The sequence below is a fragment of the Streptomyces venezuelae ATCC 10712 genome, assembly GCF_008639165.1.
GTDB classification, from domain to species: domain Bacteria; phylum Actinomycetota; class Actinomycetes; order Streptomycetales; family Streptomycetaceae; genus Streptomyces; species Streptomyces venezuelae.
Window position 1 is genome coordinate 7,102,105 of record NZ_CP029197.1, and the last position, 21,918, is coordinate 7,124,022.

Sequence of the window (21,918 nt, forward strand, 5' to 3'; positions counted from 1 at the left end):
GGATGGTTCGGGAACCGTGTCCGTGGGAGGGCTGTCGGAGCGGACGGTTGTCGGACGGGGGATCAGAGGTCATGGCTGTCACGGTGCCGGACTGGGCGGACACACTTCTCGACCTGGTGGGGGTGAACTGGCCGAACGTCGACGAGGACGCGTACCGCGACATGGCGGACGCGCTGCGGGAGTTCGCGGACGACCTGGCCGATGACGGCCAGCTCGCCAACAACCACATGGAGCGTCTGCTGTCGTCGGGTCACGGCGAGGCGATGGAAGCGCTCAACGAGCACTGGACCAAGGTCAAGGGCAAGCACCTGAAGGACATGGTGTCCGCGGCCCGTACGATCGCGGACGCGCTCGACCTGGCGGCGGGCGCGATCGAGGGAATGAAGTGGAAGGCGGTCGCCGAGCTCGGCGTGCTGGCCGGACAGACCGGCCTCGCCCTGGCGTTGATCCCCGTGACGGGCGGTCTGTCGGCGCTGCTGGGCGCCGGCGCGATCGCCTTCACGAAGAAGCAGCTGCTGAAGCTGATCACGGAGGCGATGGAGGAGGCCGTCGGCCACATCGTCTCGGTCATGACGGAGCCGGTCGTGGCGGCGCTGGAGAACATGGCCGCGGACCTGGTCGTCCAGGTGAGCATGGACGCGCTGGGCGTCCAGAACGGTGTGGACCTCGACCAGACGAAGCAGGCGGGCAAGGACGGCCTCAACCTGGCCTCCGCCGGAGGCGGCAGCGGTGGCGGCGGCAAGGGCAAGGGCTTCCACATCGAGCACGACGAGCACGAGCAGGCCGGGACGAAGCTGAACGGGGTGAGCACCGGCATCCACGGCAAGACCGCGGGCAAGCTCACCAAGGCCAAGGGGCACCAGCGCCGCAACCGGGGCCGGGACGACATCGCCGACGCGCTCGACCCGGTGATCGAGAAGGCCATGGGCGCGCTGGTGAAGTCCGCCAAGACCATGGGCGACCACATCGGCGACACGCTGCCCAAGGCCGTCAAGAAGATCTCCGTCGACCACAAGAACAACGACGACGCCACGCGCGACCGCCTCGCCCGGCAGCACAAGGGCGACCACGACGACACCAAGGGCGGAAACGGCAAGCCGGGACCGGGCGGACGCGGCGGCGACTCCGACGTCCGCACCCGCCCCAACGCCCTGCGCAACGCCCGCGGGGACGCGCAGCGCAACAGCATCCCGCTGGACAAGACCCACTGCGAGGGCGATCCCATCGACGTCGCGACGGGAGAGATGATCCTGGCGCAGACCGACCTCGACCTGCCCGGCGTCCTGCCGCTGACCCTACGCCGCGTCCACCTCTCGCAGTACCGCTACGGCCAGTGGTTCGGCCGCAGTTGGGCCTCCACCCTGGACGAGCGCCTTGAGGTCGACCCGACGGGCGGCGGGCTCATATGGGCCCGGGAGGACGGCAGCCTCCTCGTCTACCCCCGCGTCCCCGCCGCCGGAGACGAGGCCGTCCTGCCCGTCGAAGGCCCGCGCCTGCCGCTCTCGTACAGCGAGGAGGCCGACGCCCGGACGACGTTCCGCGTCACCGATCCCGCCACCGGACTCTGCCGGTACTTCACCGGCGACCCGTACGCGGTGTCCACGGCGTACTGGCTCAGCGAGATCGAGGACCGCCACGGCAACGGCATCACCTTCGCCCGCCGCCCGGACGGCTCCCCGAGCGCCGTCACCCACGACGGCGGCTACCAGGTGCAGATCAGCACCGAAGGCAGCCGGATCACGGCACTCGCGCTGCGCACCCCGGCGGGCCCCACCACCGTCCTGAGCTACGGCTACGACGAGCACGGCGACCTCACCGGGGTCACCAACTCCTCCGGCCTTCCCTCCCGGTTCACGTACGACGACGACGCCCGGATCACGTCGTGGACCGACCGCAACGACAGCACGTTCCGCTATGTGTACGACTCCGCCGGCCGGGTCGTCGAGACCGTCGGCCCCGACGGCATCATGTCCGCCACGCTGACCTACGACCACGCCGACGAGACCGACCGCATCACCCGCTACACCGACTCCACCGGGGCGACCACGGCGTTCCGCTTCGACGCCCGCTACCGGCTGGTGGCGTGGACGGACCCCCTCGGCCACACCAGCACCACGGCCTACGACGCCCACGACCGCGTGGTCTCCGCCACCGACCCGCTCGGCGCGACCGTCCGCATCGCCTACGACGACGAGGGACGCCCCACCACGGTGACCCGGCCCGACGGGCTGGTCACCAGCGTCTCGTACAACGAGCTCGGCCTGCCCACCACCGTGACCGAGCCCAACGGCGCGACCTGGCACCACCGTTACGACGAGCACGGCAACCGCGTCGCGCTCATCGACCCCGCGGGCGCCGGCACCACCTACACCTACAACGGGCGCGGCGCCGCCATCGGCATCACCGACCCGCTCGGCAACACGGTGACCGTCGACCGCGACCCGGCCGGCCTCCCCATCGGCCTCACGGACCCCACCGGCGCGGTCACCCGGTGCGCCTACGACGCCTTCGGCCGGCTGGTCGACCTCACCGACCCGCTCGGCGGCCACACCCGACTGACCTGGTCCGTCGAAGGCGCGCTCACCTCGCGCACCACCGCCGACGACCGCACCGAACGGTGGACGTACGACGGCGAGGGCAACTGCCTCCGCCACACCGACCCGTCGGGCCGGACCACCGAGTTCGCCTACACCCACTTCGACCTGCCGACCGAGATCAGGAACCCGGACGGCGCCCGGATCGCCTTCCGCCACGACACCGAGCGGCGGCTCACCGGGATGACCGACGCCCAGGGGCTCACCTGGGGCTACACCTACGACGCGAGCGGCCGGCTGGTCTCCGAGACCGACTACGACGGCGGCACCACGGCGTACTCCTACGACGCCGCCGGCATGCTCACCGGACGGACCAACGCGCTCGGGCAGACCACCACCTACCGGTACGACACCGTCGGCAACCTCGTCGAGAAGGACATCGCCGGCCACCGCGTCCGGTACGCGCACGACCCCGAAGGGCGCCTGCTGCGGGCCGAATCACCCGACTCCGTCCTCGAGTACGCGTACGACGTGGTCGGCCGGGTCGTCGCCGAGACCATCGACGGCAGGACCGTGGCCACCACCTGCGACGCCGCAGGCCGACGGCTCACCCGCACCACCCCGTCCGGGACCGTGACCCGCCAGTCGTACGGCGAGGCGGGCCACCGCGAGTCGCTCACCGTCGCCGGACGGACCCTGCGCTTCACCCACGACGCGGTCGGCCGCGAGACCTCCCGCACGCTCGACGACGTCTTCCGGCTCGCCCACACCTGGAACCCCGTCGGCCGTCTTGAGGCCCAGGTCCTCACCCCGCTCACCCCGGCCGCGCCCGACCCGGCCGCCGCGGACAGCGCCGCCGCGCCCGAGCGCCGGCGCGAGCGCCGGTACGGCTGGGACCCGGACGGGCGGCTGCTCGCCGTCACCGGCTCGCGCGCGACGCGGCGCACCTTCTCCCTCGACGGCACCGGACGCGTCCTCGCCGCCGAGGGCCCCGGCTGGCAGGAGAGCTACGCGTACGACGCGGCGGGCAACCAGCGCCACGCCAGCTGGCCCTCCGCCATGCCCGGCGCCGAGGCCACCGGCGAGCGGCGCTACGAGGGCAGCCGCCTGGTCGGCGCCGGGACCGTACGGTACGCGTACGACGCGCAGGGCCGGGTCGTGCTGCGGCAGAAGACCCGGCTGTCCCGCAAGCCGGACACCTGGCACTACACCTGGGACGCCGAGGACCGCCTCACGGCCGTCACCACCCCCGACGGAACCCGCTGGCGCTACCGCTACGACCCGCTCGGCCGACGCGTCGCCAAGCAACGCCTGGCGGCCGACGGCGAGAGCGTCGTCGAGGAGACGCTGTTCTCCTGGGACGGCAGCACCCTCGTCGAACAGACCACGCGCGGCCCGAACTCCACCGAGGCGGTCCATCTGACCTGGGAGCACGACGGCTACCGGCCGCTGCTCCAGGTCGAGAGCAAGTCCGCCGCCGACGCCCCGCAGGACATCGTCGACCAGCGCTTCTTCGCCCTCGTCACCGACATCGTCGGCACGCCGACCGAGATGGTCGACGAGACCGGACACATCGCCTGGCACAGCCGCAGCACCGTCTGGGGCGTCACCGTCTGGAACCGCGACGCCTCGGCGTACACCCCGCTGCGCTTCCCCGGCCAGTACCACGACCCGGAGACCGGACTCCACCACAACTACTTCCGCCACTACGACCCCGAGACGGCCCGCTACCTCACCCTCGACCCGCTCGGGCTCGACCCCGGCCCCAACCCGTTCGCCTACGTCGACAACCCGCTCACCCTCCAGGACCCGCTCGGCCTGAAGCCCTGCGACGAGTCCGACCCCACCTGGGGCGGCCGCGTCCGGTTCAGCACCGGACCCGGCGGCCGCTCCGGCACCATGCGGGCCAAGATCGAGCCGGGCATGACGGGCGGCAAGACCAAGCCGCCCACGAACGTCGTCGGCTACCAGAAGTACAAGGGCTGGAACAAGACCCACCTGCTCGGCGCGCAGATCGGCGGCTCCAACAAGGACACCCGCAACTTCGTCGCCATGCACCGCAACGCCAACAGCCCGGTCATGAAGGCCATCGAGGACCAGATCCGGCACGCCGTGGACAAGAACAACGAGACGATCGACTACACGGTGACACCGATCTACCGGACCAACGACCCCACCGATCTGGTCCCGGTCGGCCTGACCATCCACGCCACCGGGAACAAGGGGTTCCGGTTCATCCCCTACGAAGGCGCGTCCCCCACCAACCACATCACTATCCTGAACGTGCCCAAGCCCTGAGCCCCCTCCCGGAGACCCCTGATGCACCCTGACGTGGAACAGCTCACCCGGATCGTCCCGCCGCCGGCGGACCGTCGGCCGCGGGCCTGGACAGACGTCGAGGCCCGCCTGGGCACCGCCCTGCCCGAGGACTTCAAGGACCTCGTCGACACCTACGGCGGCGGTGTCTTCGACGAGACGATCTGGATCCTCGAACCCGACTGCGCCGACCCCGACTACGACCTCCTCGCCATGAAGGAGGAGCGCGCCGAGGTGCTGGCCCGGCTGTGGGAGATCGGCCCCGAGCCGCGCCCCGAGCAGCTGGAGGCCGACGGGGCCGGGCTGCTGCCCTTCGCGTACATCGAGGGGACCGGCGCCTATCTCTACTGGTTCACGGGCAAGGACGTCCGCCCCGAGGACTGGACGGTCCTGGCGAACGCGGGCCGTGGACCGGAGTGGGAGTACCACCCGGTGCCGAGCACCCGGTTCGTCCTGTCCGTGCTCACCGGCGAGATCCACTCCGACATCCTCGACAACCTGCCCGTCGACGACGAGGACCACAGCTTCGACCCGAACGACGAGATCCTGGGCGGGTGACGGGGGCGGTCTGACGGGGGCGGTGTGACGGGCCGGTGTGACGGGGCGTCCGGCCCCGTCGCACCGGCCCCGTCACGTGCCTCAGTTGAACGGGTCCAGCGTGACGTAGGCCTGCTGCGGCGAGCCGTCGTGCACCAGCGACTCGTGGGCGCCCACGTCGTCGAAGGCGAAGCCGTACGCCTTGCCGTCGGCCATCTGGGCGTGGATCTTGCGTGAGTAGTGGTTGGTCACCGCGTCCTGGTAGAAGCCGGCCGGCCCGGTGTCCGGCTGGTTCGGGTTGGTGAGCAGCGTGGAGCGGTTGTACCCGGCGCAGAGCGTCCGTGAAATGGGGCCGCGCACCTGGTCGTTCGGGGCGTCGAGGTGCTTGTAACAGCCGAAGACGCTGTCGGAGTCGGGCTTCTGGAACGAGGTGACGACGGCGCCGGAACTGTTGGTGAAGTTCATGACGTTCCCCGAGACCCGGCCGTAGTACTTCACGGAGGGCTGGTTCGCGAAGGGCGTCACGGTCAGCGTCGAGGTGGCGTACTTGCTCCACACGCGGTTGATGTAGTCGCTCATCACGCCGGAGGGCAGCGCGCCGGCCTCGATGCCGTGGCCCGGCGCCAGGGCGCGGAGCACGGTGCCGTCGGGGCGGGTCTGTACGAGGTTGGCCCAGCCGCCGGGCTGGCCGCGCAGCGCGTCGAAGAAGCCGCGGTAGCCGCCGGGCTTGAGGCGGCCCGTGTTCGCGACGGTGCCGTCGGGGCGCTTCACGCCGACCGCGTACGGCGCCGAGACCATGTCGACCTGGGTGCTGTTGATCCAGAGACCGGAGTCGTTCAGCGTGTACTCGGACCAGTTGAAGAGGATGTCGCGGTTGGGGTCGCTCGGGTTCTGGACGGCGGGCTGCACGAGACCGCCCGTCGCCACCTTGAACACCAGCTTCTGTCCGTAGCTGAAGTAGATCCGGCCCGAGAACTTGGGCAGCCGGATCGTCATCGAACGGCCGTTGGCGGGGCCGGTGATGGCCGCGTCGGGCGCCGGGACGGGAACGGGGCCGCCGGCAGGCCAGGGGTGGAAGGTTCCGTTCGCGTCGGCCCAGCCCTGACGGCCCGTGGAGAGCTCGGTGCCGAGGTTGTAGACGTAGACCTGGTCGCCGCGGCCGGAGTTGTTCGTGAAGGTCAGCGGAATGGTCGCGGGGACGGCGGCCTCGACGGGCTCGGAGGGCCCGGCGAGGGTGACGGCGGTGCCGATCAGCGCGGCGGCGGCGGTCAGCGGGACGAGTCGGGCGACGCGGGCGCGCCTGCGGCGTGCGGGCATGGGGGCTCCTCGGGAGTGGGGGGCGAGGGGGCGCGGGCTTGAGAGCGCTCTCAAGCATGGTGAGAATGGCCTGGACCTGTCAATGGGTTGGCGGTGGGCGGCGAAAGGTCGAGGAGAGGTTGGGCCGGTCCGGTGTCGTGGCCCGTTGGGCCGATCGGCCCAGGCGCGGCGCGCCTCGGACGGTCGGGCGGCGGCCGGTGGAGGATCGGCGGGGTGCGGCGGCCAGGGGCCGCCGGCACCGTCATCACCCCACCGTGCGAAGAGATCTGGCCATGACCTTGTGCGACACACGCGCCGTCCCGTCGGCGGCGACATGACGGGCGGGGCGCCCGGCGACCTGGGCGGCGACGGGATCCGCGACCAGGGCGGCGGCCGCTACGGCGAGGCCGTGTTCCGCCCCGAACAGGCCGGTGAGGGCGACCGCATCGACTACGGCGCCCTCGCGTACGACGACATCACCATGGCGCGGCTGCGCGCGCTCGGCGTCGGCCCCGGCTGGCGGTGCCTCGACGTGGGCGCCGGTACGGGCACGGTGTCCCGGCGGCTCCTCGACGAGGCCGGGGTGGCGGGCGTGCTCGCCGTGGACCGCGACGTACGGTTCCTGAGGGAGCGGCGCGTGCCCGGGCTCGACGTGCTGGAGGCCGACATCACCGGCCCCGGCTTCGTCCCCGGCCGCCGGTTCCGGCTGGTGCACGCGCGGTTCGTGCTGATGCACCTGCCCGAGCCCGACGCCCTGGTGACCCGGCTCGCCGAACTCGTCGAGCCCGGCGGCGTGCTGGTGCTCAGCGACGCGGTCGACCTCACGAGCGACCGCACGCCCGACACGCCGTACACCGTGGCGATGCGGGCGATGTGGCGCGGCCTGAAGGACACCATCGGCACCGACGTCTCCTGGGTGCCGTCGTACCCGCGGGTGTTGCGCGGGGCGGGCCTCGAAGCCGTCGCCGCCGAGATCCACGTGCCGCCCCTGACGCCGGGCAGCCCCCTCAGCCGGTTCTGGGCCGACACCTGGCAGCGCAGCAGGGCGGCGATGCTGGCCACCGGCCTCGTCGACGACGCGGCCGTCGACGAGGCGATCCGTTACCTGGACTCCGACGCCTGCGCCGCGCTGTCGGCCGGCATGCTGACGGTCTGGGGCCGCAAGCCGGAGGGCGACGGCGCCCCCGCCTGACGGCGGGCCGGCGGCAGGGCCCGTACCGGGGCCGCCCCGAGCCCGACGAGCCCGGCCCGGGACCACAACCGGCCCCGACGGGCCCGGCCAGGGACCACCCCGGGCGGGTCACCGCAGGCCCGCAGGGCTGAGGGGGTCTCACCGGCTGCCCGGTCCACCGCCGGACCCGGCCGCCAGGACCTTCGCCGCATGCTCAGGACGACGCACCCGCCTCTACGGCACGCACACGTCGATCACCAGCGCACGGGGTCACTGGGGCGCGCGACCCCGGCGCACGGGAAGAGGACGCGGCGGCCGGACGGGCCGCCGGTCCGGTCGTTCCCGTGCCCGCCGCCGTACCCACGCGGCGCCCGCCGGCAGGGCCGCCGCCACCGCGTACGCCGCCGTCGCCGCGTCGCCGCCCAGCAGGTAGGCGACCGCCCCGGCGACCGCGACCCCCAGCCACTCCCCGCGCCCGTCGAGCGCCACCAGGGCGATCAGGAGCAGGGCGTACCAGGAGTAGCCGGGGGTGAGGAGGAGGAAGGCCGTGCCCGTCGTCACCAGCGCGCCGCGCCACGGGCGTTCGGGGTCGCCGCGCCACCACACGGCCACCGCGACCACCGCCAGGGCGAGCGCCGCCACCGGCGGCGCCCAGCTGTCCGGCAGGACGAGCCGGAGCAGTACGTACCGGCCGCCCGCGCCCGCGTCGTCGTACCCCTCCTCCTGCGCGTAGCCGCCGAGATAGCCGAGGACGGAGCTCCGGGACAGCAGGACGTACGGCAGGTACAGCGCCCCGACCGTGACCCCCGCGCCCGCGAGGACCGCGAGCGCCGCACGCGGGCGCCGCACGCCGGAGAGCGCCCCCGGCAGCAGCACGGCAGGCAGCAGCTTCGACGTGATCGCCAGACCGAGCAGCACACCGCCGGCGAGCCGGTGGCGCGCCACGACGAGCAGCGCCGCGACCGAGAACAGGACGGCGAGCACGTCGACATGGGCGTTGTCGACGGCTTCGACCGGGACGGCCGGACACCAGGCCCACAGGGCCGCGCGACGGGGATCGCCCCGCCGGCGCAGCGCCGCGACCAGCACACCCGTCACCGCGAGCGCGAGGAGGGCGGCGCCGGTCTGGAGGCCCTTGTGCCGGGCGTCCGCCGGCGACAGGACGTGGACCAGCAGGAACCAGCCCTCGGCGACCGGCGGGTAGACGGTGTGCACGGCGGGCCGGTTGATGCGGGTGCACCCGCCGTCGCCGAGCGGGGCGAGCTCGGCGCCGCCCCGCTCGCACGCCGCGGCCCCGGGGAAGAGCCACGCGTCGCGCAGTGGACGGAGCTCCGGATCGGCGGGCGCGTGGTCGTACGGGGAGATGCCGGCGGCCTGCACGCGACCGTCCCAGGCGTACCGGTACGAGTCCGTGCTGGTGCGCGGCCCCGCCACGAGCCCCACGGCCGCGACCGCGACCGCGCCGGCCACGACCAGCGGCACCACCGCCCGCGCCGGCGCGCTGCGCAGCGTGACGACCGCCGCCACGAACAGCGCCCAGGCCCCCAGGTAGCCGCCCAGGAAGGCACCGCCCCCGGCGTCCCCCCGGAGCAGGGCGGCGAGCCCCGCGGTCAGGGCGAAGAGCAGCAGTGAGGTGAGGACGACGGCGGGTACGGGGCGGATGCGGGGCATGGGCGCAGCCTGGCAGCGGCCCGGGCCGGTGAGCGGCCGACCCGTCGGGGCGTTCGGGTTTCGTAAGGTGTCGGACCCTCCGTACGGCCCGGCGCGGCGGTGTCATGGACGGCATGACCTCCCGCCGTCCCTTCCGCCGCCTCCGCCGCTCCGCGTCGTCGCCGCCCCGCCGGCAGACGCCCGGAGCAGCCCGCTCCGCGCTGTCCGCCGTCCGCCCGCCCGTCTTCACGGGGCGCCTGCACGACGCGCGGACGGCGACGGCCGTCGGACGGTGGCTCGGCGCAGCCTTCGGCGTCTGCTTCGTGACCGGCCTCGTCAGCCACTACCTCCAGCATCCGCCGGACGGCCTCGCCGACGACCTGCCCGCCCGGCCGGTGTGGGGCTACTGGCTCACCCAGGGCCTTCACGTGGCCACCGGCCTCGCCGCGATCGTGCTGCTCCTGGTCAAACTGTGGGCGGTGTACCCCCGCCTGTTCGTGTGGCCGCCGGTCCGGTCCGTACGGCACGCCCTTGAGCGGCTGTCCGTCGCGGTCCTGGTGGCCGCGGCCGTCTTCGAGTTGTTCACCGGCCTGCTCAACATCGCCGAGTGGTACCCCTGGCCGTTCTCCTTCATCCAGGTGCACTTCGCCGTCGCCTGGGTCGTGACCGGCTCGATCCTGCTCCACATCGCCGTCAAGGCCCCCGAGATCAGGGACCATTGGACCCGGCGCTCGGCGGGCACCCTCGCCCTCCCGGCCGAGGACGCCACCGACCGCCGCTCCCTGCTCCTCGGCATGGGCGCCGCCGTCGGTGTCGTCACGCTGACGACGGTGGGACAGACCGTCCCGCCCCTCAAGGCCCTCGACCTCCTCGCGCCCCGCCACCCCGACCACGGTCCGCAGGGACTGCCGGTCAACCGGACCGCGGCGGCCGCCGGCGTGTCGGCGAGCCGCCTCGGAGCATGGCGTCTGGAGGTCGCCGGCCCCCGTCCGTACACCCTCACCCTCGACGCGCTGCGGGACATGCGGCAGGCCCGGGCCCGGCTGCCGATCGCCTGCGTCGAGGGCTGGACCGTCCTGGCCGACTGGGGCGGGGTGCGGGTGCGCGACCTGGTGGCGCGGGCCGGCGGCCGGCCCGACCGCGCCTCGCTGCGGGTCACCTCCCTCGAACTGACCGGCTCCTACCGCGTGATGGAGATGGGCACGGACTACGTGGACGATCCGCTCACCCTGCTCGCCCTCACGCTCAACGGCCGGCCGCTCTCCCTCGACCACGGATTCCCGGCCAGGATCATCGCCCCCAACCGGCCGGGCGTCCTGCAGACCAAGTGGGTCCACCGGCTGGAGGTGCGATGAGGAACACGGACGCACAACTGGTGCTGCGCTACGCCCTGGGAGGGCTCGGCCTGGGACTGATCGGCCTGGGCGCCTGGCTGGTGGCGGCCGAACCGGACCCGGCCGGCGTGCTGCTGTGGCTGGCCGGGGCCGTCGTCCTGCACGACGGCGTGCTCGCCCCGCTGGTCCTTGCCGTCGGCCTGCTGATCGCGGCACGCCCCGCACGGGGCCTGTGGCGCGGGGCGCTGATCGTCGCGGGCAGCGTGACCCTGGTGACGCTGCCCCTGCTCGTACGCCCGGGGGAGCCCCCGAACCCGTCGGCGCTGCCCCTGCCGTACGGCCGGAACCTCGCGATCGTGCTGGGGGCGGTGGGCGTGGTGACGGGGGTGCTGTATCTCGTACGGCGTTGGGCGGAGTCTGTACGGAGTCGGGGGGATTCCGTACAGGGTCGGGGGGAGTCCGTACGGAGGAGGCGGGAGCGGCGGGAGAGGCGGGAGCCTCCGGCGCCGGGGCCGGAGGGAGGTCGGGATCGGGGTCAGGGGCGAGGTCGGGAGCGGGGCGGCACCGGCGACTGACGGGGCAGCAGGGACAGGAAGGGGCGGTCCGCGACCGTCCAGGCCTCGGCCACGGACCAGCCCGTACGGGCCGCGTGGGCGGCCAGGGCCCGGGTACCCACCCGGGCCCACGGGAACGGAGTTCCCCGACCGCCGCGCCCGTCGTCGACCCGCACCTCACACCGCTCGTCGACGTCCACGGGTGCGCACTCGGCGATGACGAGGCCGGTGCGGGACACGACCTGCCGCAGCCGTCGCAGGAGCGCGGCGGGATCGCCGCCGATCCCCGCGTTCCCGTCGATCAGCAGCGCCGTGTCCCAGCGGCCCTCCGCCGGCAACGGATCGAAGACCGAGCGGCACAGGGCCGCGCCCCCGAGGCGTTCGGTCCGGGAGACCGCCTCCGGGCTGATGTCGATGCCGAGCGCGCGGCGGCCCTCGGCGGCGAGGGCCGCGACGAGCCGCCCGGGGCCGGAACCGATGTCGAGGACCGTGCCACGGCAGCGTCCCAGGACCGAACGGTCGGCGGCGTCCGGCTCCTCGCACCAGCGCTCGACCTCAAGGGGCAGGAGCCAGCCGTCGTCGCGGCGCAGGAACAGCGGCCCGCGCCCGGCGCGCAGGGCGTCGGTGTACGGATCGGCGCACCAGGTCGTCGCTCCGCTCATCGGGACGCCCCGCGGCCGCCCGCGCCCTGGCCGCCCGTCCCCCGGGCGCCCGTCCCGGCCCCCGCCGGATGTGGCCTCGTCGTCAGCTCCGTGTGCACGGCGGCGAAACGGGTTCCCGGTGCGGAGGCCGCCACCCGTCGGGCGTCCTCCGCCGTGTCCACGTCGCGCAGTACGGGCAGGCCGCCGATCCGCAGCCCGGCCGCCCGCAGCCGCTCGTACTGCACGGCGCCCGTGTCCGGCCGGGACATCGGGACGCCGAGCAGGAGGGCCGGGTCGGGGGCGGCGAGGCCGAGCGCCCAGAAACCGCCGTCGGCCGCCGGGCCGAACCACGCGTCGTGGCCGTCCCCGCGCAGCGCGGGGGCCAGGTGCTCCGGAGCGACCTGCGGGGTGTCCATGCCGATGAGCAGCGCAGGTCCCGCGCAGGCGGCGAACGCGGCCGCGAGCCGTACGTCGAGGCCGCCGGCCACCTGCGGGACGACGTCGAAGCCCGGTGGCAGCCACGGTCCCGGCTCCCCTTCGAGCACGAGGACGTGCCGGTCGGCGGGGACGCGGGCGGCGGCCGAGAGCGTGTCCGCGAGCGCCGCCGCGGCGAGCGAGGCCGCCTCCGCCGGGGTGAACGGGGGAGTGAGCCGGGTCTTCACCCGCCCCGGGAGCGGCTGCTTCGCGATGACGAGGAGCGTGGTCACGGACGACCGCCCCCGGCCCGTACCGGCTCGTCGAGCACCCGCCGCATGTCGTGCACGGCCTGGTACGTGCCCCGCCAGGTGCCGGTGACCTTGGACCGGCCCGCCCGGGGGAGGTACGGCACGTCGACCTCGCGCACCCGCCAGCCCGCGTCGGCCGCCCGTACCACCATCTGCAGCGGGTAGCCGCTGCGCCGGTCCGTGAGACCGAGCCCGAGGAGCGCCTCGCGCCGGGCGGCCCGCAGCGGCCCGAGATCGTGCAGCCGCAGCCCGGTGCGGCGGCGCAGCAGCCAGGACAGGGCGAGGTTGCCCGCCCGGGCGTGGGCCGGCCAGGCGCCGCGACCTGCGGGACGGCGGCGGCCCAGGAGGAGCTCCGCCGAACCCTCGGCCACGGCGCCGACGAGGCCCGGGAGGAGCCCCGGGTCCAGGGAGGCGTCGCAGTCGCAGAAGCACACGAACTCGGCTTCGGCGGCGAGCAGTCCGGCATGGCAGGCGGCCCCGAAACCGCGCCGGGGCTCGTGCACGACGGTCGCGCCGAGCCCGGCCGCGAGCGCGGCCGAGCCGTCGGTGGAACCGTTGTCGACGACGATCGCGCGCCATCCGGCGGGGATCCGGGCCAGGACCCAGGGCAGGGCCTCGGCCTCGTCGAGACAGGGAAGGACGACGTCTACGGTCATGGGTGTCACGCGTCTCACCGTAGGAACCGCGAGGCCCTCCCGGGCCCTTCCACTCCTTACGAAACGCGGACGTCGCCGTGCGTACCCCCTGGTGGCCGTGACCGGCCGCCGGTGCGGGTGCGAGGCTGTGCCGCATGAGCGAGCACGACGAGCAGCGACCTCCCGCCAGGATCCTGGTGGTGGAAGACGATCCGACGGTGGCCGAGGTGGTCACCGGCTATCTGGAGCGGGCCGGCTGCGCCGTCGAGCACGCGGCCGACGGCCCCGAGGCCCTGCGGCGGGCGGCGGAGCGGTGGGCCGACCTGATCGTGCTCGACCTGATGCTGCCCGGTCTCGACGGACTCGAGGTCTGCCGCAGGCTGCGCGCCACCGGTCCCGTGCCGGTGATCATGCTGACCGCGCGCGGCGACCAGGAGGACCGGATCACCGGGCTTGAGGTGGGGGCGGACGACTACGTCACCAAACCGTTCAGCCCACGCGAGCTGGTGCTGCGCGTCGAGTCCGTGCTGCGGCGGACCCGTACGACGGCCGCCCGGGCCACGCCGGCCGTCGCTCCCCGGCCCGTGCTGCGCGCCGGGGACCTCACGGTCGACACGGCGACGCGCCGGGCGACCCGGGCGGGAGCGGAACTCGGCCTGACGCTGCGGGAGTTCGACCTCCTGGCGTACTTCCTGGAGCATCCCCGTACGGCGCACAGCAGGGAGGCGCTGATGCGGCGGGTGTGGGGCTGGGACTTCGGCGACCTGTCGACCGTCACGGTCCACGTACGGCGCCTGCGCGCCAAGATCGAGCAGGACCCGGCCAGGCCCCGGCTGATCGAGACGGTGTGGGGGGTCGGGTACCGGTTCGAACCGGGGGAGACGACGGCGGTGGCCGACGCGGCGGTTCATGCGACGGACGGCGGCGCGGCGGTTCACGCGGCGGACGGTGGCGCGGGCGCGTGAAGGACATCCTGCTCATCGCCGTGTTCGCCCTCGCGGGAGCCGCCGGCGCGGGTCTCGCCGGCGCGGTCGTCCTCCGCCTCGTCCGGCACCGCTCGGTCGCCGTCTCGCTGACCATCGTCGCCGCCGTCACCGTGACGGCGATGCTGGCGGGCACGCTCGCCGTCGCCCAGGCGATGTTCCTGTCCGCGCACGACCTGTGGGTGGTGACCGTCGTCATCGCCATGGCGGCCCTCGTGTCACTCGGCACCGCGCTCGTCCTCGGCCGGTGGGTGGTGACCCGCAGCCGCGCCCTGGCCCGCGCGGCCCGGGACTTCGGCGACGGCGGAAGCTTCTCCGCCCCCGACGGCGCCGCCACCGCCGAACTCGCCGCGCTCACCCGCGAACTGGCCGCCACCAGCGCCAAACTCGACGCCTCCCGTCGCCGTGAGCGCTCGCTCGAAGCCTCGCGCCGGGAGCTCGTCGCCTGGATCTCCCACGATCTGCGCACCCCGCTCGCCGGGCTGCGGGCGATGGCGGAGGCCCTCGAGGACGGCATGGCGGCCGATCCGGCCCGCTACCACCGGCAGATCCGCACCGAGGTCGAACGCCTCACGGGGATGGTCACGGACCTATTCGAACTCTCGCGGATCCACGCGGGCGCGCTGACCCTCAGTACGAGCCGGCTGTCCGTGTACGACCTGGTCGGCGACGCGCTGAGCGGCGCGGACCCGCTGGCCAGGGCGAACGGCGTCCGGCTGGTGGGGGAGACGGTCGAGGCCGTCCCCGTGGAGGTCGACGGCAAGGAGATGACGAGGGTCCTCGCCAACCTCCTCGTGAACGCCATCCGCCACACCCCGGCGGACGGCACCGTGGCCGTGGCGGCCGAACGGCGCGACGACGCCGTGGTCCTGTCCGTCACCGACGGCTGCGGCGGCATCCCCGCCGAGGACCTGCCCCGGGTCTTCGACACGGGCTGGCGCGGCACCGAGGCGCGCACCCCTCCGACAGGGTCGGGCGACGCGCCTCCGGCGGGCGCGGGCCTCGGCCTCGCCATCGTCCGTGGCATCGTGGAAGCCCACGCGGGCAGCGCCCGGGTACGCAACGTCCCCGGCGGCTGCCGCTTCGAGGTGACCCTCCCGGCAGCCGCCGGCTGACGGCCCACCGGCACGGGCGCGGCCGGCAGGCCGGGGCCGGGAAGTCCGGTCTCTCCAGCGGGTTCAGCGGGTTCTAGTTCACGCCCGCCGAGGTCCGTTGGGCGGCGTGGGCGAAGGCGGTCATGCCTTCGGTGAAGGTGATCCGGGGGTGCCAGCCCAGGTCGTGGCGGAGGCGGGTCGAGTCGGCGGTGATGTGGCGGACGTCGCCCAGGCGGAACTCGCCCGTCACCACCGGTGCCGGGCCGCCGTGGGCGCGGGCCAGTGCGGTGGCCATCTCGCCGACGGTGTGCGGGTCCCCGCTGCCGGTGTTGTACGCCGTGAGGGTGCCGGGCGGCAGGCCGGGGGCGGCTTCGAGACCGAGGACGTTGGCCGCCGCCACGTCCTCGACGTGGACGAAGTCCCTGCGCTGGCCGCCGTCCTCGAAGACCCGGGGTGCCTCGCTCCGGGCGAGCGCCGAGCGGAAGAAGGAGGCCACCCCCGCGTACGGGGTGTCCCGGGGCATCCCCGGCCCGTACACGTTGTGGTAGCGCAGGGAGAGGGCGGTGCCGTCGACCGAGCGGGCCCACGCCGCCGCCAGGTGCTCCTGGGTCAGCTTGGTCGACGCGTACACGTTCCGGGGGTCGGGGGGCGTGTCCTCGCCGACCAGGCCGGGGGTGAGGGCCGAGCCGCAGTCGGGGCAGCGCGGTTCGAACAGGCCTGCCGCGAGGTCCTCGGGCCGGCGCGCCCCCGGCCGGACGGGCCCGTGGCGGAGGCAGTCGTAGCGCCCTTCCCCGTACACGACCATCGAGCCGGCGAGCACCAGCCGCCGTACACCGGTCTCCGCCATGGCGGCGAGGAGGACCGCCGTGCCGAGGTCGTTGCAGCTGACGTAGTCCGGGGCGTCGGCGAAGTCCCGCCCGAGGCCGACCATGGCTGCCTGGTGGCAGACCGCGTCGACCCCGCGCAGTACCGCCGCGACGCTCCACGCGTCCCGCACGTCGGCGTGCACGAACTCCGCCGGGGGCGCGGCGGCGCCGGGAGCCGGGGCGGTGGGGTGGGCGCTGGGCAGCAGCGCGTCCAGGACGACCGGTTCATGGCCGGCCTCCCGGAGCGCCGTGACGATGTGCGAGCCGATGAACCCGGCTCCTCCTGTGACGAGTACGCGCATGGACGGGACGCTACGGACCGCAGGATCGCGGCGGGGCGGTCCACGCCGGGCCGTAAGACTTCCGTCATCCCGGCGGGTCCCGCTACTGCTGCGGGGTGTCGGCCAGCATCTTCTCGATCCGGCGGAGCAGCGCGGGCCAGCCGCGCCCCATGCCCTCGAACGCGGCCTTGCCCAGCGGCGAGTCGAGGTCGAAGCCGGCGTGGTCGAGGAAGAGCCGCGTGCCGGTGCCCTCCGGTTCGAGCCGCCAGGTGATGGTGGTGTCCAGGCTGCCCGGGGCGAAGCTGTAGCTCAGGAGGCGCTCCGGTTCCACGGCGAGCACCTCGCACTCCTGCCGGCCCCACTGCCCCATGTCGAGGGTGAACCGGTGTCCCACCTCGGCGCGGACGTCGCCCGCCGCCCACCAGCGCGCGTGCAGCTCGGGGTCGGTGAGGGCGCGCCAGACGGCCTGCGGCGGGTGGGCGATGAACTGGTCGCATTGGATGGTGCGGAGGTCCGTGGTCATGGGGTTTCGTCCTTGCTGTTGCTGTTGCTGTTGCTGTTGCTGTTGTCGGTGGTGCTGCCGGGGGCGCTGTCGTCGCCCACGCCGCCGGCTTCGCCGAGCTCGTCCAGTACGTCGCGCAGGGCGCCCATCCGGGCGCGCCAGTAGTGCTCGAACGGGTGCAGCCAGGCGCCGACCTCGGCGAGGGGCTCCGGCCGCAGGTGGTAGTAGCGGTGGCGCCCGCGGGGCTCCTCGCTGACCAGTCCGGCCCTCCTCAGCACGGCGAGGTGCTCGGAGACGGCGGGCCGGCTCAGCGAGAACTCGCCGGCCAGTTCACCGGCCGGGCGCGGGCCCGCGATGAGCCCTTCGAGCAGTTTGCGCCGGACCGGGTTGGACAGCGCGCTGTAGACGTCGACGGATGGCATGCCTCCAGAATGCGTCGGAGTTCTCCGACGTGTCAACTTTTCCCGACGCGTCAGCGTGGATGTGGGCCGGGTCCGGCCGACGGGCGGGGCCGCGGCTCCGGTGCGAGCCTGAGGGCGTACCGAACCTGCGAAAGGCCACTGTCATGATCACCACTGACTTCGTACCCGGCTCCCCCTGCTGGCTCGACCTCGGTGCCCCTGACGTCCAGGCCGCCGCCGCCTTCTACGGCGGCGTGTTCGGCTGGCAGTACGAGTCCATGGACGCCGGGGAGGGCATGGAGGGCGGGATGTTCCGCAACGACGGCAAGACCGTCGCCGGGCTCGGCAAGCTCACCGAGGAGGGCGCCCGCTCCGCCTGGATGATCTACTACGCGGTCACCGACGCGGACGCCACGACACGGGCCGTGGAGGAGGCGGGCGGCACGGTCCGCGTCCCGCCCACGCAGCTCGACGAGTGGGGCCGGATGGCGCAGTACAGCGACCCGCTGGGAGGTCAGTTCGCCGTCTGGCAGCCGGGCACCGACAAGGGCGTCGACCAGGTGGACGAGCCCGGCTCACTGTCCTGGACCGAGCTGTACACGAGCGACGCGGCCGCCGCGAAGCAGTTCTACGGCAGTGTCTTCGGCTGGCAGTTCAGCGACATGGAGATGCCGGGCGGCGGGGGCACGTACACCCTCATCACGCCCGCCGGGCTCCCCGAGGAGCGCATGCACGGCGGCCTCATGCAGGTGGCGGAGGCCGACCTGGCCCTCGCGCACGGACGGCCGTACTGGCACCCCGTCTTCGCCGTCGCCGACTGCGACGACGCGGTCGCCAGGGTCACCGCGAGCGGCGGCAACGTCCAGATGGGGCCGGACGACGCGGAGGGCGTCGGCCGTCTCGCCGTCTGCCTCGACCCCTCGAACGCCGACTTCGTCGTCCTCGCCCCGCCCGCGGGCTGAACGAGCAGGGCCGGGAGAGGGGGAGGGCTCGGCAAAGAGGGCTGGGACCGGGGGCGGGCGTGCCCCCGGCCCTTCTTCGTCGTCAGCGGGACAGTCGGTCTTCCAGCCAGGTCAGGACCTCCGGCGTCACCGGGTCGGTGATGTCGGCGAACTCCTCGTGCTTCTTCAGGAACTTCGCCACGTACGGGCAGACGGGCACGATCCGCTTCCCGGCCGCGCGCACGTCCGTCAGGGCCTGCTCGACGAGGATCGAGGCCAGTCCCTGGCCGGCGTAGGCGTCGTCGATCTCGGTGTGGAAGAAGACGCGCCGGTCCTCGCGGTCGCGGTACGCCGTGAGGCCGGCGCGCTGCTCGTCGACGAGGATCTCGTAGCGGTGGCGGGCCTCGACGTGCCGTACGACGGGGGTGGTGACCTGCTCGCTCATGATCTGCCTTTCGGGTGTTGGAGGGTGGGGGCTACGGGGTGGTGTGCGAGTCAGGCGCGGGGCGGGTTGCCGCGCGGGGTGAGCGCGGCGTTCGGCAGGGCGGGGGCCGGGAGGCGGTCGCCCGGGTAGCCCTCGACGTGTCCGAACCGCTCGGAGGCGCGCTCCCATTCCTCCCTGGCCTCGACGATGTCCTGGTGGGTGCGGCCGATGAAGTTCCACCACATGATGATCTCCTCGCCGAACGGCGTGCCGCCGAGGAGGACCGCGCGGGCGCGGTGGCCGGACTCGTTCGTCAGGGTCAGGGTGGCGCGTCCGGTGTCGGCGTAGCCGAGTTCCGCCGGGCGCAGGAGGGTTCCGTCGAGCCGGACCTCTCCTTCGTCGACCAGCAGCCCGTGTTCGAAGGCCGGGTCGACGGGGAGCGTGACGGTGGCACCGGCGTCGAGGAGGAGCTCCGCGCCGAGCAGCGGGGTGAAGGTGGGGACCGGTGAGGTCTCGCCGGCGAGGGTGCCGAGGAACACCCGGATCTCCGCGCCGTCGAGCAGCAGCGGCTTCGGGACGTGGTGCTGGAAGTCGCGGTCGGCGTGCCGGTGTTCGTCGGGCAGGGCCACCCACAGCTGCACGCCGTGGAGGACCGTGGTGCCGGGGGTGGAGACCTCGGTGTGGCTGATGCCGTGGCCGCCGGTCATCAGGTTGAGCTCCCCGGGCCGTACGAGGGCGTGGCTGCCGAGGCTGTCGCGGTGCTCGATCTCCCCGCTGAAGAGCCAGCTCACCGTCTGCAGGCCCGTGTGCGGGTGGGGGGCGACGTCCATGCCGCCGGACGCGGCGACCTCGTCGGGACCGTAGTGGTCGGCGAAGCACCATGCCCCGATCAGGGTCCGGGACCGCTGGGGCAGGGTGCGTCGTACGGTCATGGCGCGTGGACCGCCCAGGGGGACGTCCCGGGCGGAGAGGATCTCGACCTCGTTGTCGTCCATGTCCGGCCCCTCTCGTACAGTGTGATGTAGTTTCGCTTTCAACAATCTTGGTTGATCATAGCTTCCGAACCCGTGATGTGCACGGGGTCGTCGAAGGAGTACAGGGTGAGCGACGTGACGAGCGACGTGACGAACGGCGTGACAGGCGTGACCGAGCCGGCGGCGCAGGCCCCCGACGGGCGACGGGTCTACCTCGACAAGCAGAGCCCCACGGCCTACCAGGCGCTGGTCCGCGCGGCCGACGCCGCCCGCGCGACCGCCGCGGAGGCGGGACTCGACCGCGTCCTGGTCGAACTGGTCAACCTCCGCGTCTCGCAGATCAACGGCTGCGCCTACTGCCTCGACGTGCACACCAAGGCGGCCCTCCGGGCCGGCGAGACCACCCGGCGCCTCGGCGTCCTCCCCGCCTGGCGCGAGACCGAGCTCTTCACCCCGCGGGAACGCGCGGCCCTCGCCCTGGCGGAGGCCACCACCCACCCGGCGGACGGCCTCGCGCAGGACCGCGCCTACGACACGGCCCGCGCCGTCCTGACCGACGACGAGATCTCCGCCGTGATCTGGGTGGCGATCACCATCAACTCCTTCAACCGCGTCTCGATCCTGAGCCGGCACCCGGTACGCCAGGCAGCGCGCTAAGGCCGGACCCACCCGGCGCCGGGGGCCGAGCTGAGCCGGGTGACCACCGCGGCCACCACGATCAGCGCCACGGCCACGCCGAGGACCGCGCCGGTCCCGGACCGCAGGAGCAGCGCGCCCGCCAGGGCGCCGAGGAACATCGAGAGCACCGCCAGCACCCGCCGGCCGGGCCGGGGCCCCGCCCCGCCGGCCGGACCCGGGTCCGAGGCCAGACCGGTCAGGGTCTGCGTCAGCACGGTCGTGGTCAGGTCCGGCACGCCGAGGCGCCGGACGGCCGCGTTCTGCAGCCCCATGGCCAGGGCGAGCGTCACGATCAGGACGTACCGGCCCGGCGCGGCCAGCCGGTCGTGCGTCACCAGGACGGTGACGAGCGCCACCGACACGAGCAGCGCCTGCAGCGTCGTGGCCGAGGCGAGCAGCTTCCCCCGGTGGTCGGCGAACCGCGTGCCGAACCGGCCTCCGGCCACCGCGCCCACCAGGAACGCCGCCATCGCCGCCAGGGAGGCCCAGGCCGACAGGCCCTCGGCGCCCGCCAGGGCGAAGCCGAGGAACACGACGTTGCCCGTCATGTTCGCCACGAAGACATGACCCAGGGCCAGATAGCTCACCGCGTCCACCAGACCGGTCACCACCGTCAGGGTCAGCAGGAGCGGCGGCAGCGGCCCGTGCCGGTCCCCCTTCGGCGGCACCAGCGTGTGGGCCGCGTCGACCAGCAGCCTGCGCATCCTCGGGCGCCCCTTCCGCGACGGTTCGGCGACGAGTGGCCGCCACGGCACCGCACGACCCTCCTCCGAGGTTCACCGATCCGGTCCGGAACGGCCGAGCCGCCACGCTGGGCAGGACTGCCCAGTCCGTACGGCTCCGGTCGCGCCGCGAGGCGGTTCGGCAGCTCCCCGAGCGCGGTGCGGGAGAACACGACCGTGTCCGTCGGCGCCCCGGGCCGTTGTCAGGGGGTGACCACTACACGACGCATCTCCGCGCTCCTCGCCGTCGCCGCCGCCTTCTCCTGCGTCGGCGCGACCGCCGCACAGGCCGCCACCACCAGCCCCCTCGGCCCGCCGATCAACCCGGTCACCGAGCTCGACGCGCTCGTCACCACCGGGATCCCGGAGGAGTCCAAGGCCCAGTTCCCCGGCATCGCCGATCAGCTCGGCGGCCTCGACCGGCTGCACGAGGTGAACCAGCTCCACCAGCTCACCGACCAGGCCGCGCCGGTCGCCGGGCTGCTCCCCGTCGTCGCCTGACAGGGCTCACGGGCGGACGTGCCGGCATCGCGCGAACGGCGCGGTGCCGGCTTCTCCGCGTCCGGCCCCGGTCGCCGTACGCCGTCGGGGTCACCGGTCGCCGGTCGCGTACGCCGTCGGGGTCACCGTCACCGGTCGCCGTACGCCGCCGGTGTCAC

Annotated in this window: 21 protein-coding genes; 10 read left to right on the plus strand and 11 right to left on the minus strand. The window is 73.9% G+C overall.

All coding sequences use genetic code 11. From position 1 onward, the window contains the following. Nucleotides 1-71: 71 nt before the first annotated feature. Complete coding sequence (locus DEJ43_RS38655; RefSeq protein ID WP_015037684.1) at nucleotides 72-4,832, plus strand: DUF6531 domain-containing protein; 4,761 nt, start codon at nucleotides 72-74, stop codon at nucleotides 4,830-4,832. A gap of 21 nt (nucleotides 4,833-4,853) precedes the next feature. Next, nucleotides 4,854-5,408: an SMI1/KNR4 family protein gene (locus DEJ43_RS32540; RefSeq protein ID WP_015037685.1), complete on the plus strand. Its 555-nt coding sequence runs from the start codon at nucleotides 4,854-4,856 to the stop codon at nucleotides 5,406-5,408. Nucleotides 5,409-5,489: 81 nt separating this feature from the next. Here the strand turns inward: DEJ43_RS32540 and DEJ43_RS32545 are convergent, their stop codons facing one another. After that, on the minus strand, nucleotides 5,490-6,704 hold the full coding sequence (locus DEJ43_RS32545; RefSeq protein WP_015037686.1) for a glycoside hydrolase family 64 protein: 1,215 nt from the start codon (nucleotides 6,702-6,704) through the stop codon (nucleotides 5,490-5,492). Nucleotides 6,705-7,017: 313 nt separating this feature from the next. On the opposite strand from DEJ43_RS32545, the gene DEJ43_RS32550 reads away from it, so the two are divergent. Beyond that, nucleotides 7,018-7,875, plus strand: coding sequence for a class I SAM-dependent methyltransferase (locus tag DEJ43_RS32550; RefSeq protein ID WP_015037687.1), 858 nt, complete (start codon nucleotides 7,018-7,020; stop codon nucleotides 7,873-7,875). A 249-nt stretch (nucleotides 7,876-8,124) separates the two neighbouring features. Here DEJ43_RS32550 and DEJ43_RS32555 read toward each other — a convergent pair whose 3' ends face one another. Continuing rightward, complete coding sequence (locus tag DEJ43_RS32555; RefSeq protein ID WP_015037688.1) at nucleotides 8,125-9,525, minus strand: glycosyltransferase 87 family protein; 1,401 nt, start codon at nucleotides 9,523-9,525, stop codon at nucleotides 8,125-8,127. A gap of 113 nt (nucleotides 9,526-9,638) precedes the next feature. Here DEJ43_RS32555 and DEJ43_RS32560 point away from each other — a divergent pair, with 113 nt between their 5' ends. Further along, entirely contained in the window at nucleotides 9,639-10,859 is a 1,221-nt protein-coding gene (locus tag DEJ43_RS32560) for a molybdopterin-dependent oxidoreductase (RefSeq protein WP_015037689.1), read from the plus strand. Continuing rightward, complete coding sequence (locus DEJ43_RS32565) at nucleotides 10,856-11,413, plus strand: hypothetical protein (protein ID WP_015037690.1); 558 nt, start codon at nucleotides 10,856-10,858, stop codon at nucleotides 11,411-11,413. The genes DEJ43_RS32560 and DEJ43_RS32565 overlap by 4 nt, the downstream gene beginning before the upstream one ends. On the opposite strand, the gene DEJ43_RS32570 is transcribed toward DEJ43_RS32565, so the two are convergent. Genes DEJ43_RS32570 through DEJ43_RS32580 form a run of 3 tightly spaced genes read right to left on the minus strand, consistent with a single transcriptional unit; the run spans nucleotide 11,374 to nucleotide 13,414 of the window. Then, nucleotides 11,374-12,054, minus strand: coding sequence for a class I SAM-dependent methyltransferase (locus DEJ43_RS32570; RefSeq protein WP_015037691.1), 681 nt, complete (start codon nucleotides 12,052-12,054; stop codon nucleotides 11,374-11,376). The two genes, DEJ43_RS32565 and DEJ43_RS32570, sit on opposite strands and share 40 nt — an antisense overlap. Continuing rightward, on the minus strand, nucleotides 12,051-12,740 hold the full coding sequence (locus DEJ43_RS32575; protein ID WP_015037692.1) for a TIGR04282 family arsenosugar biosynthesis glycosyltransferase: 690 nt from the start codon (nucleotides 12,738-12,740) through the stop codon (nucleotides 12,051-12,053). The genes DEJ43_RS32570 and DEJ43_RS32575 overlap by 4 nt, the downstream gene beginning before the upstream one ends. Beyond that, nucleotides 12,737-13,414, minus strand: coding sequence for a glycosyltransferase family 2 protein (locus DEJ43_RS32580; protein WP_041663152.1), 678 nt, complete (start codon nucleotides 13,412-13,414; stop codon nucleotides 12,737-12,739). Before DEJ43_RS32580 ends, DEJ43_RS32575 begins: the two co-directional genes overlap by 4 nt. A 134-nt stretch (nucleotides 13,415-13,548) precedes the next feature. Here DEJ43_RS32580 and DEJ43_RS32585 point away from each other — a divergent pair, with 134 nt between their 5' ends. Together DEJ43_RS32585 and DEJ43_RS32590 are read left to right on the plus strand one after the other, a co-directional pair. After that, a complete protein-coding gene (locus DEJ43_RS32585; RefSeq protein WP_015037694.1) occupies nucleotides 13,549-14,358 on the plus strand; it encodes a response regulator transcription factor in 810 nt (269 codons plus the stop codon). After that, nucleotides 14,355-15,491 carry a sensor histidine kinase gene (locus tag DEJ43_RS32590; protein ID WP_015037695.1) on the plus strand — a complete coding sequence of 379 codons (1,137 nt, stop codon included), beginning with the start codon at nucleotides 14,355-14,357 and terminating at the stop codon, nucleotides 15,489-15,491. Before DEJ43_RS32585 ends, DEJ43_RS32590 begins: the two co-directional genes overlap by 4 nt. Before the next feature lie 73 nt (nucleotides 15,492-15,564). Here the strand turns inward: DEJ43_RS32590 and DEJ43_RS32595 are convergent, their stop codons facing one another. From DEJ43_RS32595 to DEJ43_RS32605, 3 genes are all read right to left on the minus strand, one after another. Next, nucleotides 15,565-16,638: an NAD-dependent epimerase/dehydratase family protein gene (locus tag DEJ43_RS32595; protein WP_015037696.1), complete on the minus strand. Its 1,074-nt coding sequence runs from the start codon at nucleotides 16,636-16,638 to the stop codon at nucleotides 15,565-15,567. A gap of 82 nt (nucleotides 16,639-16,720) precedes the next feature. After that, a complete protein-coding gene (locus tag DEJ43_RS32600; RefSeq protein WP_015037697.1) occupies nucleotides 16,721-17,140 on the minus strand; it encodes an SRPBCC family protein in 420 nt (139 codons plus the stop codon). Beyond that, nucleotides 17,137-17,541: an ArsR/SmtB family transcription factor gene (locus DEJ43_RS32605; protein ID WP_078508809.1), complete on the minus strand. Its 405-nt coding sequence runs from the start codon at nucleotides 17,539-17,541 to the stop codon at nucleotides 17,137-17,139. The genes DEJ43_RS32600 and DEJ43_RS32605 overlap by 4 nt, the downstream gene beginning before the upstream one ends. A gap of 143 nt (nucleotides 17,542-17,684) precedes the next feature. On the opposite strand from DEJ43_RS32605, the gene DEJ43_RS32610 reads away from it, so the two are divergent. Next, complete coding sequence (locus DEJ43_RS32610) at nucleotides 17,685-18,482, plus strand: VOC family protein (protein ID WP_041663154.1); 798 nt, start codon at nucleotides 17,685-17,687, stop codon at nucleotides 18,480-18,482. A gap of 82 nt (nucleotides 18,483-18,564) precedes the next feature. On the opposite strand, the gene DEJ43_RS32615 is transcribed toward DEJ43_RS32610, so the two are convergent. Further along, nucleotides 18,565-18,906 (minus strand): GNAT family N-acetyltransferase, encoded by a 342-nt coding sequence (locus DEJ43_RS32615; RefSeq protein ID WP_015037700.1) that lies wholly within the window; start codon nucleotides 18,904-18,906, stop codon nucleotides 18,565-18,567. Between the two features lie 50 nt (nucleotides 18,907-18,956). Further along, nucleotides 18,957-19,880, minus strand: coding sequence for a pirin family protein (locus tag DEJ43_RS32620; RefSeq protein ID WP_015037701.1), 924 nt, complete (start codon nucleotides 19,878-19,880; stop codon nucleotides 18,957-18,959). A gap of 75 nt (nucleotides 19,881-19,955) precedes the next feature. On the opposite strand from DEJ43_RS32620, the gene DEJ43_RS32625 reads away from it, so the two are divergent. Further along, nucleotides 19,956-20,516 (plus strand): carboxymuconolactone decarboxylase family protein, encoded by a 561-nt coding sequence (locus DEJ43_RS32625; protein ID WP_015037702.1) that lies wholly within the window; start codon nucleotides 19,956-19,958, stop codon nucleotides 20,514-20,516. On the opposite strand, the gene DEJ43_RS32630 is transcribed toward DEJ43_RS32625, so the two are convergent. Beyond that, complete coding sequence (locus tag DEJ43_RS32630; RefSeq protein ID WP_041663156.1) at nucleotides 20,513-21,241, minus strand: YoaK family protein; 729 nt, start codon at nucleotides 21,239-21,241, stop codon at nucleotides 20,513-20,515. The genes DEJ43_RS32625 and DEJ43_RS32630 overlap by 4 nt on opposite strands. Nucleotides 21,242-21,469: 228 nt before the next feature. On the opposite strand from DEJ43_RS32630, the gene DEJ43_RS32635 reads away from it, so the two are divergent. Next, on the plus strand, nucleotides 21,470-21,760 hold the full coding sequence (locus tag DEJ43_RS32635) for a hypothetical protein (protein ID WP_041664459.1): 291 nt from the start codon (nucleotides 21,470-21,472) through the stop codon (nucleotides 21,758-21,760). Nucleotides 21,761-21,918: the final 158 nt, after the last annotated feature.

Excerpts from the sequence above, each read along its gene's own strand:
- DEJ43_RS38655 (WP_015037684.1), top strand. The coding sequence starts at position 72 with ATGGCTGTCACGGTGCCGGACTGGGCGGACACACTTCTCGACCTGGTG.
- DEJ43_RS32540 (WP_015037685.1), top strand. The coding sequence starts at position 4,854 with ATGCACCCTGACGTGGAACAGCTCACCCGGATCGTCCCGCCGCCGGCG.
- DEJ43_RS32545 (WP_015037686.1), bottom strand. The coding sequence starts at position 6,704 with ATGCCCGCACGCCGCAGGCGCGCCCGCGTCGCCCGACTCGTCCCGCTG.
- DEJ43_RS32550 (WP_015037687.1), top strand. The coding sequence starts at position 7,018 with ATGACGGGCGGGGCGCCCGGCGACCTGGGCGGCGACGGGATCCGCGAC.
- DEJ43_RS32555 (WP_015037688.1), bottom strand. The coding sequence starts at position 9,525 with ATGCCCCGCATCCGCCCCGTACCCGCCGTCGTCCTCACCTCACTGCTG.
- DEJ43_RS32560 (WP_015037689.1), top strand. The coding sequence starts at position 9,639 with ATGACCTCCCGCCGTCCCTTCCGCCGCCTCCGCCGCTCCGCGTCGTCG.
- DEJ43_RS32565 (WP_015037690.1), top strand. The coding sequence starts at position 10,856 with ATGAGGAACACGGACGCACAACTGGTGCTGCGCTACGCCCTGGGAGGG.
- DEJ43_RS32570 (WP_015037691.1), bottom strand. The coding sequence starts at position 12,054 with ATGAGCGGAGCGACGACCTGGTGCGCCGATCCGTACACCGACGCCCTG.
- DEJ43_RS32580 (WP_041663152.1), bottom strand. The coding sequence starts at position 13,414 with ATGACCGTAGACGTCGTCCTTCCCTGTCTCGACGAGGCCGAGGCCCTG.
- DEJ43_RS32585 (WP_015037694.1), top strand. The coding sequence starts at position 13,549 with ATGAGCGAGCACGACGAGCAGCGACCTCCCGCCAGGATCCTGGTGGTG.
- DEJ43_RS32595 (WP_015037696.1), bottom strand. The coding sequence starts at position 16,638 with ATGCGCGTACTCGTCACAGGAGGAGCCGGGTTCATCGGCTCGCACATC.
- DEJ43_RS32600 (WP_015037697.1), bottom strand. The coding sequence starts at position 17,140 with ATGACCACGGACCTCCGCACCATCCAATGCGACCAGTTCATCGCCCAC.
- DEJ43_RS32605 (WP_078508809.1), bottom strand. The coding sequence starts at position 17,541 with ATGCCATCCGTCGACGTCTACAGCGCGCTGTCCAACCCGGTCCGGCGC.
- DEJ43_RS32610 (WP_041663154.1), top strand. The coding sequence starts at position 17,685 with ATGATCACCACTGACTTCGTACCCGGCTCCCCCTGCTGGCTCGACCTC.
- DEJ43_RS32615 (WP_015037700.1), bottom strand. The coding sequence starts at position 18,906 with ATGAGCGAGCAGGTCACCACCCCCGTCGTACGGCACGTCGAGGCCCGC.
- DEJ43_RS32620 (WP_015037701.1), bottom strand. The coding sequence starts at position 19,880 with ATGGACGACAACGAGGTCGAGATCCTCTCCGCCCGGGACGTCCCCCTG.
- DEJ43_RS32625 (WP_015037702.1), top strand. The coding sequence starts at position 19,956 with ATGTGCACGGGGTCGTCGAAGGAGTACAGGGTGAGCGACGTGACGAGC.
- DEJ43_RS32630 (WP_041663156.1), bottom strand. The coding sequence starts at position 21,241 with ATGCGCAGGCTGCTGGTCGACGCGGCCCACACGCTGGTGCCGCCGAAG.